Source organism: Salinicoccus sp. CNSTN-B1 (assembly GCF_054792835.1).
The window spans coordinates 106,782-121,812 of sequence record NZ_JBTWMN010000004.1 but is presented as its reverse complement, the minus strand read 5'-3'; the positions used below and the strand labels follow the sequence as shown (position 1 = coordinate 121,812).

Genomic DNA, 15,031 nt, shown 5'->3' with positions numbered 1-15,031 from the left:
TTTTCATATCATTTAAGTAGGAATTTAAATCACTTTAATATATCATAGTAAATAAGTCAAGATAATGATTCCCACCATGAGGAAGAGGTTATTGAAGTACACATAAATGTGGTATTATAATGTGCGCCGGGATATACGGAAATCAATGAAGGAAAGTCGAGGGTGCACAGTGGCAAAATTATATTATCGTTACGGCACGATGCAAAGCAATAAGAGCAACCAGATCATCACCACTCATCACCAATATACAACTCAAGGGAAACGCTGCTTGGCGTACTCATCGAGAGTGGATACGAGAAGCGGATATAAAATGATCAAGTCGCGCATCGGATTGGAACTGATGTGTGAGTATATAACGGATAATATCTACGATGAAGTGCATAAGACCCATATGGAAGAAGAAGTCCATGCGGTTGTAGTGGATGAAGCTCAATTCCTGTCCAAGAATGATGTCATGCGCCTCAGTGATATCGCCGATTATCTGACATACCGGTAATCTGTTTTGGACTTAAGACTGATTTCCGGAACCAGCTCTTTGAAGGAAGCCGTACATTGTTGGAACTGTCGGACGCAGTGGACGAATTGAAGACGATCTGCCAATACTGTAATAAAAAGGCTACTTTGAACATGCGCCTGTTGGATGACCGCCCCGTAAATGAAGGGGAAAGCATTTTAATCGGTGACGAAGAATACGTACCTGTATGCCGAAAATGTTATAAGGAAAGGTTAGAGCTTGTCTGAGCTACTTTCTATGACGGAGGTATGAACGCATTAGATAATGAGGAAAGCGTTATATTGGCGATTTTTTTTGGAAAATCAATCAGCACCAATCAGGAGGCTTGAGGAATGATCGAAATCGAAACTGTTTCAAAAACCTTTATAGGAAGAGAAGGTACATTCAAGGCGATCGATGGCATCACTTTGAAGATCGCAGCGCGCGAAGTGTTTGGCATAATCGGGGAGAGTGGCGCTGGAAAGTCGACATTGATGCGCTTCATCAATGCTTTGGAAATACCGGACGAGGGCTCAGTCAAGATGGACGGGGTCGATGTAGGTCGCTTGAAAGGAAAGGCGCTGAGAGATCATCAAAAAGATATCGGTATGATTTTTCAACATTTCAATCTATTGGGCAATAAGACGGTAGAGGAAAATATAAGGTTGCCCTTGACGCTTCATACTTATAAGCACTCTCTATCGCTCGAAGAAGTGCTCGATTTTGTCGGATTGGCTGACAAACGCAAAAATTATCCAGCGGAGCTTTCAGGAGGGGAGAAACAACGCGTTGGTATCGCTCGTGCCTTAATCACTCGTCCCAAAGTGCTTCTCTGTGATGAACCGACTTCTGCGCTGGATGAGAATACTACATACGAAATAGTTGATGTGTTGAGAAAAGCCCAGAGGGAGTATGATATGACAATCATCGTGGTGACCCATGAATTGCATGTTATTAAAGCGTTATGCCATAGGGCAGCAGTCTTGGAAAAGGAAAACTAATCGATACGGTAGAAGTAGTGAACGAAACGCATGAGAGAAGCATCAAATCATACCATGAACGGATATTGGAAGTGTTGAAGAATGAATGAATTCAACCGGTATATCGAGAGACTTATTGAGTATGCACCAAAGCTGGCTGTCAGTCTGTATGAGACTGGCATCATGATGGGTTTTGCGATGGCCGCAGCCATACTATTAGGCTTACCACTCGGGACGCTACTATTCCTCTCCGCCAAAGGCAATCCCCTGGAGAACAGATACATACAGCAACTGTCCAATGTGTTTATAAATATCATACGCTCGTTCCCTTTCCTGTTGCTCGTAGTTGTCATGCAGCCTTTAATTCGTGCAGTGTACGGAAGGGCTACTGGAGACCCAATTGCAGCATCATTTCCAATGATGTTGATTGCTATAGCATTATATGCGCGTTTCGTCGAACAGTCTCTGCATGATGTACCAAAAGGTGTCATGGAAACAGCAAAATCGATGGGTGCATCCACTCCACAACTCGTATGGAAGTTCCTCTATGTAGAGGCAAGGAGTTCATTGCTGATTGGCTTTACTACGGCATTTGTCAGCTTTATCTCCTACTCCACGATTATGGGAGTCGTAGGGGGTGGCGGTATTGGTGATTTTGCCATAAGATATGGTTATCAGCGATATGAGACCGATATCATGTATACGTCTATAGTAATCATAGTCATTTTCGTCATCATGGTGCAATGGCTTGGCATGTATACCGCAAAAAGATTGGATAAGAGATGAATCATATAAAAGGAGAGATATATCATGTTTAAAAAAAGTATTTTATTGGGTAGCTTAGCTTTGGTTCTAGCTGGATGTAGTGATGGGGAAGCGGTACTGAAGACTCGGCAGACGGTGGAAAACGGAAGAAGAGAAGGTGGTGAAGGTTGCCTCACACCTGCCTCCAATGACGGATGTAGTCGAGATTGCTGGAGAAGCGATTGAAGACCCGTATAAAATAGAGTTGGTTGAGGTGTCCGATAACATCCAATATAATGAGGCGCTCCTGAACGATGAAGTCGATGCCAACTTTGCCCAACACACGCCGTTCATGGAAAATTTCAATGACGAGAGGGATGGCGATCTGGTGGCGTTACAACCCATCTATAACGCCATTGTGGGCTTCTATTCGCCGACCTATGACTCCATCGATGAACTTGAAGAAGGTGCAGAAGTTGCAATTCCTTCTGACGGTACGAACGAAGCACGTGCCCTGATGATCCTCGACCAGCATGAGATCATTGGCTTGGCGGATGGAGCAGAACACGCCGCTACCGTCGATGACATTGAAGAAAACCCTAAAAATCTTGAGTTCACCCATATAGACCTGCTTAATCTTACAGGAGCTTATGAAGATGGCGTTGAACTGGTCTTCAATTATCCAACTTATATAGCGAGTATCGATTTGACTACAGAAGATGCAATATTGCTTGAGGAAGATGACAACGATACATTTGCAATTCAGTTTGTAGCAAGGGAAGATAATCAGGATACAGAAGCAATTCAGGCAGCGAAGGAAGCATTCACCTCACAGGAAGTATATGACTTTTTGGATGATTTGAGTGAGGAAGGACATTTGGAACCGACATTTGAACCCGGTGAATAGTAGAATTGATCATTAGGCAGCATAAAAATGCGTCATATGGGATATCATAAGCTTAAAAGTATGGAAATTATGAGTGTTTCACACGAAACATGGGAGGACAGGAAAAGTGCCTCATATGTTAAAATGCATTATAGATAAAGACTTCATAGGAAAGGATATTTCAGATGAAAGTTGCCCTTTTTGATTTTGATGGTACTTTGTATCCGTACGAAACATTTAATATACTTATGGAACGCTTGAAGACTCATCCCCAATTCAAAAAAAACCATAGGCGTTTCATAAGTGCATTCGCACCTGTATATATCGGCTATAAACTGAAACTCGTCAAAAAACATACAATGCAGCATAAAGCCATGGAATACTATCTGAGATCCTTTAAAAGGAATTCGAGAAAAGAGATAGAATCTTTCTTTAGAGAAGTAGCGAATGATATGGTCGAAGATTTGAGAATGCCACTTTTGGCCAAGATGCGGCAGCTGAAACAGGATAATTATTATGTCATGCTTATATCAGGAGCCTTCAAACCTTTACTGGAATCTGTGTTCAAGGGCTTTGATATAGATTGTGTAATAGGCTCCCAAGTTAATTATAATGGCGAACATCTGGATTCGCAGTCCAAGTTTGAACGTGTTTATGCCGAACGTAAAATTGATATCATCAAAAAGCACTTCGCAGATAAAAAAGTGGATTGGCAGAACAGCGAAGCGTACAGCGACAGTTATGCAGACTTGCAGATGCTCGAATTGGTGGGGAACCCAGTGGCTGTAAAGCCCGACCCGAGATTACTTGCAGTAGCGACACGTAAGGGCTGGAAAATTCATCAAGATTAACTTTAATTATTTCAATGCCGAAAAAATGAGGCTATATTATCATAAATTTTTTCAAGGAGTGAAAACCAATGAAACTGACAGAAATAAACGAGGATGAATTGTATCCTACGGAAAAATTCGGGCCTCATGTCGAGGGCACACTCATTTATAAAGTAGGAGAACAAACCCAGTTCAAGGGTGCATATATAACGACTAACGAGCGAATGATCATGAATGTGGATATGGGTGGAGAAAGCTATAGAAGAGTCTTCAGCTATAATGATATCGTAAGGGCTACTTCAGAAAACGGGACTCTGTTCATAGAGTTCCCTGAAGGGATGGGCAAAATAGCCATGGTGGATGTTATAGAAGGTGACATAGACTCATTTGTAGAATACGTCAACGAAAAAGTATCCTGACTAAATAAGGGCGCCTTGGAGAATAACCTCCTAGGCACCCTTATTTTTATTCTTTTCTTTTATCTTGTCATACATGAAACGTGCTGCCATGACAAGAGAATAGATGAAAATACCCCCTACAGCATTTTGTATATCTGTAAATAGAATAAGGAAAGCAAAGAGAAGAAGCGGTAGAAAAATATATACGAATTTAAATGTCATGAGAACAGCTCCAAAAGTATGTCATAAATATAAATTGTATGTCATATATAAGCCCCCTTTTATATGGCTTATAAAAGGAGTATAATCAATATATGATGAATAGTGAATTTACAATTGCATTTTAGTATATCATCTATACTCAAGTGGGCAATCCTAAACACTGGAGATGGATGATTGAAATGATGTTATCATTTTAACAACAATATTATTGATAAGGAGCTTAGAGATATTATGAATAGTGTAATGAACAAGAGTGACGTCATTATGATTGGCGGCGGCATCATGAGTGCGACTTTGGGTACACTTCTTAAAGAAGTGAAACCTGAATGGAACATGAAGGTTTTCGAAAAATTAGATGCTCTTGCGCAAGAAAGTTCCGATCCTTGGAATAATGCTGGCACAGGACACTCAGCGCTTTGTGAACTCAACTATACTCCTGAGCAGGCGGATGGATCGCTTGATATATCAAAGGCAGTACATATCAACGAACAGTTTCAGATTTCCAAACAGTTCTGGGCTCATCTTGTAGAAAAAGGAGACATGGAGAGGCCTCAAGACTTTATAATGCCAGTGCCCCATCTCAGTTTTGTCGAAGGTGAGAAAAACGTTGAATTCCTCAAAAAAAGGGTTGCAGCGCTTTCTGAGAATCCACTTTTTGAAGGAATGGAAATTGCTGACGATAGTGAAACGTTGAAAGAGTGGCTACCATTGATGATGGAAGGCCGTAATTTTGATAAACCTGTTGCTGCTACAAGAATCAAATCAGGTACTGATGTCAATTTCGGCAATTTGACCAAAAAGTTGTTTGAAAATCTTGAAGAGAAAAATGTATCCATGCATACAAGGCATGAAGTCATGGATCTCCGTAGGACAAAAGGTGGAGAATGGCAAGTTAAGGTGAAAAATCTGGATACTGGTAAAGTAGAGTATCATACATCGAAATTTGTCTTTATTGGAGCAGGCGGCGGCAGTCTGCCACTTCTTCAGAAGACAGGCATTCCAGAAGTCTAAAAACATTGGCGGCTTCCCGGTGAGTGGTATTTTCATGGTATGTCAAGATCCTGAGATCGTGGAGAAGCATGAAGCGAAAGTATATGGTAAAGCGAAAGTCGGCGCTCCACCAATGTCAGTACCACATCTTGATACGAGGCATATACATGGTAAAAGGTCATTATTGTTCGGGCCTTTTGCGGGCTTTTCACCTAAATTCCTTAAAACTGGTTCTTATTTTGATCTTATTGGTTCTGTTAAACCAAACAATGTGTTGACCATGCTGTCGGCAGGTGCCAAAGAGATGGGCTTGACCAAATACCTTGTTGAACAAGTGCTGCAGTCAAGTGAAGATCGGATGGAAGATTTGAGGGAGTTCATACCTACAGCCAAGAGCGAAGATTGGGACATCGTAGTGGCAGGGCAACGTGTTCAAGTTATAAAAGATACAGAAAAAGGGGGCAAGGGCACGCTTCAATTTGGCACTGAGGTCATAACTGCTGAAGATGGTTCCATCGCTGCCCTTCTTGGAGCATCTCCAGGTGCCTCAGTATCTGTAGATGTGATGTTGGATATCATGAAAAGGTGTTTCCCCGAAGAATATCCGAATTGGGAAGACAAAATCAAAAGCATGATACCTTCCTATGGTATGAAACTTGCTGAACATCCGGACAAGTACAAAGAAATACATGATGCCGTCTCAGAGAGATTGAATCTTAAATCTCAAGAGGATGGTGCCCTCTTAAGTTGATGGAGTCGGATAGGCAGACCGGTATATTCACGGTCTGCCTATTTGTATTGCATAGCGGTACTCCGTTATAACGCATGGCAATATATTATAGCGCCCGTAACTAAAAAGAATTATCAATCGTAGCCTTTTAAAGGCCAAAAGGAGCATATATGAAGAATAAAAAAATTGGGTTTATCGGAGCTGGAAAGATGGTCGATCACATAATAAGGGGGTTACTAATTTATCCGGAGATGAAAGATTCCATTATTGTGGTCGGTCGCAATCAGGAAAAACTTGAACTGTTCAATAAAGGGAAAGGAATTGAGATAGATACTGATTACAGTAGACTGCATGCATGCGACGTCATTATAAACGGCGTAAGCTCAAGCCAAGTGCTGGATTCGTTTAAGGAAATCCAGGACTATACCAGAGCAGATGCATTGTACGTATCAATTGCTGCTGGTATTTCTTTAGAGGACCTCGAAGCCATACTACCAGGCTATAAAGTCGTCAGGAACATGCCCAATATTGCTGTATCGTCTCAAGAAGGGGTCATGATTATGACAGCCAATAAGCATGTTACGGAGGAAGAACGCAATATTCTTACTGAATTGTTCTCAATGATAGCTCTGGTGGAATGGGTAGATGAGTCACTAATCAAGTACGCGCCTTCCTTGACAGGTTCCTCCCCGGCTTATGTCTTTCTGATGATAGAAGCGATGGCCGATAAGGCAGTGAGCGTCGGTTTTCCGAGAAACCAAGCCTACAGGCTTGCAGCACAAGCTATCAGAGGTGCAGGGAAGATGGTGATAGATACTGAACTGCACCCGGGTGTGCTGAAAGATCAGATTACAACGTCTGGTGGTTCAACGATACAAGGTGTCATGAAATTGGAAAACCTTGGTTTCAGGGATAGCATCATTCAGTCAATGGAAGAAATAAATAAAGCCAACAATAAATAGAATACAATGGATGAGAAAATTTTGAAGGATGTAAGCATACCAAAAATCCCCTACGGCTGATTTTTGAAAATCAACCATAGGGGTCTTTTTATTGTTAATGATAGTTATATCTATATTGTTTCAAGGGCAGCTTGAAGGTCAGTTATCAGGTCATCCGAATTTTCAATGCCTACAGATAATCTGAACAAGCCATCGGTGATTTCTTTTTCTCTCTGCTCTGATTCCGATAAATCTTTATGGCTGGAAGTTTTAGGATGTGACAATATAGTTTCTACTCCACCAAGACTTACCGAAATCAATGGAATTTTGAGATGATCGGCGAATTTTTGTGCCTGGTCTTCATTCTTCAATTTGAAGCTGATTACTGCTCCTGCGTGATTGGCCTGACTCATATGCACTGAATTGTCTAATGGATAATACACTTTTTCAATTTTTTGATGAGCAGTGAGGAACCGGTGAATCTTTTCAGTGTTACTAGTGGATTGTTTCCATCGTATGCCCAACGTTTTCAAGTGTTGGTTCAATGTCCAACAATCGTATGTGCCAAGTGCAAGCCCCATAACGACCTGAAGTTCTTTAAGAAGCGTACTTATATCATCATCGTTTACAATGATTGCCCCGGCTATCAATTCACTATGTCCACTTAAAAACTTGGTTGCGCTATGAATGACTATATCAGCACCCAAATTCAGAGGGTTTTGTCCCAAAGGTGTCATAAAAGTGTTATCGACGAGTGTTTTAATATTGTTGGCAGAAGCAAATTGGGTAATCGCTTTTATATTTGTCACTTTAAGCGTCGGATTTGACGGGGTTTCAATATAAATTGCTTTAGTGTTTGCGTTGACCGCATCAGTTACATTATTTATATTGGTCTGATCGACTTCGGTGAAATTCAACCCAAAACGTTTTAAGATAGTTTTTACCAATTGGTATGTACCACCATACATATCAGCAGGCATTATAATATGATCGCCTGGTGAAAATGTCATCAAAGCGGCACTTATTGCTGACATCCCAGAATTGAATGCATAGGCGTATCTTCCATTTTCCAGTTTGGCAAGTTTTTCTTCAAGTTTATCCCTATTCGGATTGCCATGCCTTACATAAAGGTAGCCATCCTCTGCGTTGAGGTCAGGTCTGAGAAAGACAGTTGAATAATACAAAGGTTGGTTTGCGGTGCTATAATCCAATCCCCGTTTATTATCTACGATCATTTCAGTTTCTTTTTTGTAGCCCATATAGTACTCCTTTGCAGATAAATTTAAATTCTGATACGTTCTCGTGACATTAAAATCAAAATATATATCCAGTATAATGCCAATCAACACAGTATCAAAATAGAAAACCTTAAATTAATGAAATTTAAAAACAATTAAGAACAATTTTCCAGAAGTATCATCAACGTTATTAAAAATCATCAATAAAATTAATTATAATGCTATTATAACGCCTTTAAAAACCTGCATTTAGGGTTTTCAAATAATAAATAACGTATGTAGCACTATCGTTATTGAAACGGTACGGCAGAATATGGTATTGTTATTGTCATAAGGTGTCAAAATCATTTTGATTTTCAGCCATAATGACATTATATTAGGGAGAAGATATCATGAAAGAATTAAATCAGGCGATATTCTATACGACTGCACAAGTTAAGGACAAAGTGGAGCTCTCGGATCAAAACGTCCGGAAATATGTCAGGCTGCTAGAAGATAGGAACTATGAAGTTGCCAAAGATGAGCATAATAGAAGGCTGTTTTCGCAAAACGATATTGCAGTCCTGCAAGAGTTCATCAAGACAGCTAAAAAACCAGGCTACACTCTCGAAACAGCAGCTGATGAAATAATTTCCCAAGTATCGGATATCGTTATTGAAAAGGAAAACAACACGCCTGCCAATGTCACTAACAATGACATCAACCATATGTTGGGAATCGTCATGGAAAAACTTGAAGCAATGCAACAGGAAAATAGAGAGCTTAAAAACAATGTACATAGATTGGTAGAGAGGCTGGATGAATATGGGAGACAACCCGAGACTCTATCATTGAACTATAATAGTGAAAATAATGCATATGATCCCCAAGAAACTACTGCAGAAATTAAAGAAGATCAAGATTATGAGGATGTCGAGGTGGATGAGGGACGTGAGATGAGGACAGAAGAAACTACTGCTGATCCTATAGCAGTTGGTCATGATGCACAAATCCCAGCTTCGGATGCCTCTCCGAACATAGATATGAACCAGTACAGCAACCGTAAAGTACATGGACAATCAGCGGAAAACCACCCTGAAAATGAACAGAGAGAAGAAAAAGGTGGATATTTGAATAAATTATTTAATATATTCAAAGGTAAATAACGTTTAACAGGGTTAGGAGACAGGCTGTGAAGAAGATAATTTGGATTACAGGCGCTTCGAGTGGTTTTGGAATGGCAACTGCCTTGAAGCTATTAAAGGAGACTGAACATATAGTCTGTGTAAGCGCCCGCCGTATTCGTCTACTGGACATTCTTGTTAAGGAAGGCGCATTTGCCTTTCCTATGGACGTCGCCAATCCAGAGGAAATTAAAGAGACCCATCAGATGATAGAAAAGAAGGTCGGCATCGTGGATGCAGTTCTAGTAAATGCTGGATACGGCGTCTATGGGCCTATAGAGGCTGTGCCTGGGAGTGAAATGAGGAGACAGTTTGAAGTGAATGTGTTCGGTGCTGTAGAAACCATCCGGGCAGTCTTGCCTTCGATGCGTCAGCGCAGAAAAGGCAGAATCGTTATAACCAGTTCTTCTGCAGCGCATATTTCGAGTGCTGGCATGGGCTACTATGCCGCAACGAAGCACAGTATCAAAGCAATAGGCACTGCGCTCAGACAGGAAGTGAAAAATTTGGGTGTTGAGGTTGTGATGGTAGAACCTGGAGTCGTGAAAACATCGTTTGGAGAAACTGCCTTCAGCCAGAATTATATGGAAAGTGGAGGGGCCGACTATAGTGAACAGATGGGGAACATGAAAGCATTTATGATGAGAGCTTTCAACCGTGCGCCGGAGATGACGAAAACGCGGGATATAATGTATGATGCATTATTAAACAGTCGTGTTAAATCTGTATATAGGACAACACGGGGATCGCTCGCACTTAACTTAGCCGGTAAACTGCTCTCTGCAAATATTTACGACAATATGGTGGGATTTGGGGTCAGGAAATTGCAATGAAGCAATATACTTTATTCACCGGTTATTTCATGGGATGATTGAAATCGTCTTGATAAATCATAAAGAATTGGGTTGATGGTATGATCGAATCATTTAATATTGGCACAATATCAATACCGGGGATATATATTGTACTTCTATTGAGCCTGCTGGTCAGCTACCTGATGTTGTGGGAAGCTGAGTATAAGAAGGAACTGTTCAATGAATGGGTAAATGCACTTATAATTGTCTTTCTAGTCCATAAAGGAACCTATATATTGTTCAGCTGGAGTGAGTTCCTCGATAATCCATTGGGCGTCTTCTATTTTGATGGTGGGCCCTTTGGTCTTCTTATAGCTATGGTGGCTGCTTTCATATACATGTTCTATACGATGAAGACATTATTTCATGCAGAAGCATATGCTATATTCATCGTTGCTTTCTATACCTTCTATGGTCTTCTTGAACTTAGGGCTTTTGGCCAATGGCATTACATTTTCCTGACCGTGATGTCACTTGCTGCGCTTATTTTCATATATTTCAAATGGAAGCATATAAGGGTCATATTAATTTCAACCATAACGTTACTCGTACTGCAGTTGATCATGCGTTTCTTTATCTATAACGGTGCTGAAATATTCAGTCTCAGCCTGTTGCAATGGCTCATCGTCCTAAGTATCCTTTATCTTTCTCTTACTGTGAATAGAGGAGGAGAAGATGAAGAGATATAGACATTATATTATCGTTGCGATAATTTTAAGTGCGCTCTTTTTACCGTCTATCAAGCTGTTACAGAAGATGCACGTGTCAGCAAATCTTTGGAGTCGGATCCGGAAACAGGGCTTGATATAGGATCTAAAGCCCCTGATTTTACATTGCAGGGTTATGATGGTGAAGCGATCTCGCTTAGTGCCATAGATAAGCCTGTAATGCTTAATTTTTGGGCTTCCTGGTGCCCACCTTGTAAAGCGGAAATGCCTCATATGAAGAATTTTTATGAGAAGAACAAGGATGAGGTTGAAATCGTAGCTGTGAACATGATGCATCAGGAAAGTAGTAATCAAGATATGGAGAAGTTTTATAAAGAATATGGATTAAACTTTCCTGTACCAATTGATGAAGATGGGATGATGAGCACCACCTATCAGGTTGTGTCGATTCCGACGTCGTATTTCATAGACTCGGAAGGAATTATAGTATCTAAATATACGGGGCCTATGACGGAGACATCAATTTCAGAAACATTTAAACGAATTAAATAATGAAGCATGGTGATTTTTATCTGCACGAATATAAATTACCTCACCAGTATTGAAATTGCATAAATTGATGAAAAGCCTGATCCGGATTCAACTAAAAACGGCCTGGAAATCTTAACTCAAGATTTCCAGGCCGTTTATCTTATCTTTAAAGATCATTATAATTAAATTAAAGCAGTTGCTCTAATTTGATGCCAAAATATTCATCGAGGATAGAGGCTTGGTCACCCTCATCAACATCAGTTTTTTGTACTTTCCCTTCATAGGTGGTAATTAGAGTATTTCCTGAAAGTGTGACACGCCCATTCGAAGTAGCTAATGATACAATTTTCTTTTGCGTAAAATGAGATTCTGGTGAGGTTTGGTTAAAATGGCATGCTTCTTTAAAATCAGTCAATTCTCGCGGTGTGATGTCAGCACGGAATAACGTTCTCCATCCATGCTCATTTTCTTTTCTCTGCAAGTCAAAGATCTGCTCCTTCACTTTGGCTACACGATAAACACCGCTTACATCTTCCCTGACTTCACCCGTTAAAGGCAACGGCATTCTGGCAGAATCACCAAAACCAACATCAACCAGATAGGGTTGATCAAGCTCAACAATCAAAGAAGCATGAAGTCCTGGTTTTGCCCACGTTCCATCGGGACGATTAACAGTAGCCGATATGAAGTAAGTATTAAAACCAAGATCTTTCAACAAAGAGTTAAATAGCCCATTCAACTCATAACAAAAACCGCCACGCTGTTCCAATACAATCTTTTTATAATAATTCTCCACATCCAGGGGGATCGGGATATTATGCATGACATTTAAATTCTCAAAAGGAACATGCAGCATGTGCTGTGATTGCAGTTGCAGGAGGGCATCATAATTTGCAGCCTCTATCTCCTTTAAGCTGATGCGTTGCAAATACCGGGTGATATCCAATCTAAGGTCCTCCTTTATATTCGTCCTGACCGTAATCTAGGGTGATTCATATAACTGACATTTCGTTATTGCATTTATCTGTACACAATATAACGCCAAATATATTATTCAACAAGCAGCTTGCTTGTCAGACCAATTATATTGCATCCTGAATGATCCAAGCACCAATAGAGCATATAACTGCTTAAACACTGATATAACGACAATATAACACTACCAACAATACTACAATAAATCAGAAAAGATAAAAGGCCTGCCTTATTAGGCAGACCTTTTTACATGACCACTTCTGTCCAAATTTTGATTGCTGTACCTAGAATAATCAGGGCCAGAATCCATTGCAGGACTTTAGTATTCATATTCTGTCCGGCTTTTGCTCCTAGCGGTGCTGCAAGAAGACTAGCAACAATCATGATGGCCGCAGGGCCGTAAAGCACCTGGTCGGTAACGACTTTACCTATGGTAGCACCAATCGAAGAAATGAATGTCACTGCTAGACTGGTGGCTATGGTGACCCGTGTTGGTATTTTAAGGACAACCAACATTATAGGTACCAGTATAAACGCTCCAGCTGCACCTACGATGCCAGCTGCCGCACCGGTGATCAAGGCTAGGCCAGCGGCCAGAGGCCCATTAAACTGAAGGTCATCTCCTGGACTGAAGGAGACCTCCTTCTTTGGAAGGAACATCATGACGACGGCTATAGTCGCTAAGATAGCATAGACGATGTCAATCTGGGTTTCTGTAAGGAACTCAGAACCATATCCACCTATCAGACTACCAATCAGGATGGCGCCCCCCATATATGCGATTAATCTCATGTTGAGGTAGCCACTGCTTTTATAAGCCCACACTCCTGCTATTGTTGCAAAAAATACCTGAACGGCACTTATACCTGCAACTTCGTGGGAAGTGAAGGTTGCCACCCCCAACAAAGGGGGATATACAGTAGCATAGGATATTTGATGATGGATCCCCCGATTCCAACCATACCTGATATGAAGGAACCGACGAAACCAATCAGAAATATCGCGATAATGAAAGGTATATCCATCACTTCATCGCTTCTTTGATGCCGCCATAGCCTTTTTCAATATTGACGACGTTCTCAAAACCACGTGCTTTCAACGCGCTCATGGCGATTGCCGAACGTACACCTGATTGGCAATGCACATAGATTGTCTCGTCAGTGTCGAACGGCACTTCTTTTTCATCGAGGTGGCCGAAGTGGACATGGTGTGCGTTCTCCAGATGGCCCCCTTCAAATTCTGAAGTCGAACGGACATCGAGGATGTTTTTATCCTTGTAGCTTTCGACAAGCTCTTCAGGGGATATATTATCATAGGAGTCATCGAAGTATTTATCGGCTTTATCTTCAGGCACAATCAGTTTCAAGTCATCAAAACCGATGGATGCAAGATCTTCTTGCAGTCTTTCGCTGTCTTCAGGATTTGCGATAACGGTCATTGGCTGGTCAAAATCGATATACCATCCGGCGAACTGTAGGAATTTATCATTGTAGGGAATATTTATAGTACCTTTTTTAAAGGCTTTTTTAAATGCTTCCTTACTTCTGAGATCAAATACTTGACCAGGCAGTTCATCAGGGGTGCCAATTTCTACATCTTTCACTTCAAACTCTGGAAGACCTTCTTTATTGACTTTCTTCATCTGTCCAAAGTAGCTAGGTGGTTCAGGCTGGTCGCTCGTCAATTCTTTGATGAAATCGTCTTTATCCTCATAGTCAAACACCCAGTTATTACTACGCTCATACCCGAGGGTGGACAAAGGAACTGCGCCCAATGATTTACCGCACGCACTGCCCGCGCCATGTCCAGGCCATACTTGCATGAAATCTGGGAAGTCATTCAATTTCTTAAGGGAATCGAACATCGCGTTAGCTCCCTCTTCAGTAGTGCCTTCCATGTCTGCTGCTTCTTCCAATAGGTCAGGACGGCCAATATCTCCTACGAATAGGAAATCGCCAGTAAATATGCCCATTGGTTCTTCACTGCCGGCGCCACAGTCCGTCAGTACAAACGAAATACTTTCCGGTGTATGCCCAGGGGTATGCATTACTTTCAGTTCCACATTACCTACATTGATGATATCCCCATCCTTTACATATACAGTATCGGCAGGCATATCCTCGTATTTCCAGTCTTCACCGCCTTCGTCAGATACATATGCGGTGGCGTTGAATCTTTTCGCAGCGTCACGTAGACCAGAAGCAAAGTCAGCATGAATGTGGGTTTCCGCTACATGTGTAATGTTGAATCCCTCTGCGTTTGCAACTTCTTCATATTCATCAACGACACGTTTTGGATCGATGATCATAGCTTCTTTGTTCTCTGGCAAGCTACCATATAGGAAGTCTGTGCGAGTTTCTTGTCGAAGAATTGTTTAAAGAACATTAA

15 protein-coding genes and 3 pseudogenes are annotated in these 15,031 nt (G+C 41.1%); 13 read left to right on the top strand and 5 right to left on the bottom strand.

The window, feature by feature from the left end:
- Positions 1–169: 169 nt before the first annotated feature.
- The 7 genes from ACYF68_RS00815 (at position 170) to ACYF68_RS00785 (ending at position 4,352) form a co-directional block, all read left to right on the top strand.
- Positions 170–496 (top strand): hypothetical protein, encoded by a 327-nt coding sequence (locus tag ACYF68_RS00815; RefSeq protein ID WP_461045080.1) that lies wholly within the window; start codon positions 170–172, stop codon positions 494–496.
- A complete protein-coding gene (locus tag ACYF68_RS00810) occupies positions 487–741 on the top strand; it encodes a thymidine kinase (RefSeq protein ID WP_461047431.1) in 255 nt (84 codons plus the stop codon). Before ACYF68_RS00815 ends, ACYF68_RS00810 begins: the two co-directional genes overlap by 10 nt.
- 105 nt (positions 742–846) lie before the next feature.
- The gene (locus tag ACYF68_RS00805; protein WP_461045079.1) at positions 847–1,494 is read left to right on the top strand and encodes a methionine ABC transporter ATP-binding protein; all 648 of its coding nucleotides are present in this window, start codon (positions 847–849) and stop codon (positions 1,492–1,494) included.
- Positions 1,495–1,575: 81 nt separating this feature from the next.
- On the top strand, positions 1,576–2,259 hold the full coding sequence (locus ACYF68_RS00800; protein ID WP_461045078.1) for a methionine ABC transporter permease: 684 nt from the start codon (positions 1,576–1,578) through the stop codon (positions 2,257–2,259).
- 139 nt (positions 2,260–2,398) lie between these two features.
- Positions 2,399–3,124, top strand: coding sequence for a MetQ/NlpA family ABC transporter substrate-binding protein (locus ACYF68_RS00795; protein ID WP_461045077.1), 726 nt, complete (start codon positions 2,399–2,401; stop codon positions 3,122–3,124).
- A 164-nt stretch (positions 3,125–3,288) separates the two neighbouring features.
- Positions 3,289–3,954: an HAD family hydrolase gene (locus ACYF68_RS00790; RefSeq protein WP_461045076.1), complete on the top strand. Its 666-nt coding sequence runs from the start codon at positions 3,289–3,291 to the stop codon at positions 3,952–3,954.
- Positions 3,955–4,022: 68 nt separating this feature from the next.
- Positions 4,023–4,352 carry a hypothetical protein gene (locus ACYF68_RS00785; protein ID WP_461045075.1) on the top strand — a complete coding sequence of 110 codons (330 nt, stop codon included), beginning with the start codon at positions 4,023–4,025 and terminating at the stop codon, positions 4,350–4,352.
- A gap of 30 nt (positions 4,353–4,382) precedes the next feature.
- Here ACYF68_RS00785 and ACYF68_RS00780 read toward each other — a convergent pair whose 3' ends face one another.
- The gene (locus tag ACYF68_RS00780) at positions 4,383–4,553 is read right to left on the bottom strand and encodes a hypothetical protein (protein ID WP_461045074.1); all 171 of its coding nucleotides are present in this window, start codon (positions 4,551–4,553) and stop codon (positions 4,383–4,385) included.
- Between the two features lie 231 nt (positions 4,554–4,784).
- Here ACYF68_RS00780 and mqo point away from each other — a divergent pair.
- Positions 4,785–6,294, top strand: a pseudogene (mqo, locus tag ACYF68_RS00775) (malate dehydrogenase (quinone)).
- 149 nt (positions 6,295–6,443) lie between these two features.
- Entirely contained in the window at positions 6,444–7,235 is a 792-nt protein-coding gene (proC, locus tag ACYF68_RS00770) for a pyrroline-5-carboxylate reductase (protein WP_461045073.1), read from the top strand.
- Between the two features lie 110 nt (positions 7,236–7,345).
- Here the strand turns inward: proC and ACYF68_RS00765 are convergent, their stop codons facing one another.
- Positions 7,346–8,473 (bottom strand): trans-sulfuration enzyme family protein, encoded by a 1,128-nt coding sequence (locus ACYF68_RS00765; RefSeq protein ID WP_461045072.1) that lies wholly within the window; start codon positions 8,471–8,473, stop codon positions 7,346–7,348.
- A 371-nt stretch (positions 8,474–8,844) separates the two neighbouring features.
- Between ACYF68_RS00765 and ACYF68_RS00760 the strand changes: the two genes are divergently transcribed.
- From ACYF68_RS00760 to ACYF68_RS00745, 4 genes are all read left to right on the top strand, one after another.
- Positions 8,845–9,597 (top strand): hypothetical protein, encoded by a 753-nt coding sequence (locus ACYF68_RS00760; protein ID WP_461045071.1) that lies wholly within the window; start codon positions 8,845–8,847, stop codon positions 9,595–9,597.
- 26 nt (positions 9,598–9,623) lie between these two features.
- Positions 9,624–10,448: an SDR family NAD(P)-dependent oxidoreductase gene (locus ACYF68_RS00755; protein WP_461045070.1), complete on the top strand. Its 825-nt coding sequence runs from the start codon at positions 9,624–9,626 to the stop codon at positions 10,446–10,448.
- An 80-nt stretch (positions 10,449–10,528) separates the two neighbouring features.
- Positions 10,529–11,158, top strand: a complete 630-nt coding sequence (locus ACYF68_RS00750) for a hypothetical protein (protein WP_461045069.1) — start codon at positions 10,529–10,531, stop codon at positions 11,156–11,158.
- A gap of 87 nt (positions 11,159–11,245) precedes the next feature.
- Complete coding sequence (locus ACYF68_RS00745; protein WP_461045068.1) at positions 11,246–11,689, top strand: TlpA family protein disulfide reductase; 444 nt, start codon at positions 11,246–11,248, stop codon at positions 11,687–11,689.
- Positions 11,690–11,855: 166 nt separating this feature from the next.
- Here ACYF68_RS00745 and ACYF68_RS00740 read toward each other — a convergent pair whose 3' ends face one another.
- From ACYF68_RS00740 to ACYF68_RS00730, 3 genes and pseudogenes are all read right to left on the bottom strand, one after another.
- Positions 11,856–12,614: an arylamine N-acetyltransferase family protein gene (locus ACYF68_RS00740; RefSeq protein WP_461045067.1), complete on the bottom strand. Its 759-nt coding sequence runs from the start codon at positions 12,612–12,614 to the stop codon at positions 11,856–11,858.
- Positions 12,615–12,889: 275 nt separating this feature from the next.
- Positions 12,890–13,668: pseudogene (locus ACYF68_RS00735) on the bottom strand (sulfite exporter TauE/SafE family protein).
- Positions 13,668–15,028, bottom strand: a pseudogene (locus ACYF68_RS00730) (MBL fold metallo-hydrolase). The pseudogenes ACYF68_RS00735 and ACYF68_RS00730 overlap by 1 nt, the downstream one beginning before the upstream one ends.
- Positions 15,029–15,031: the final 3 nt, after the last annotated feature.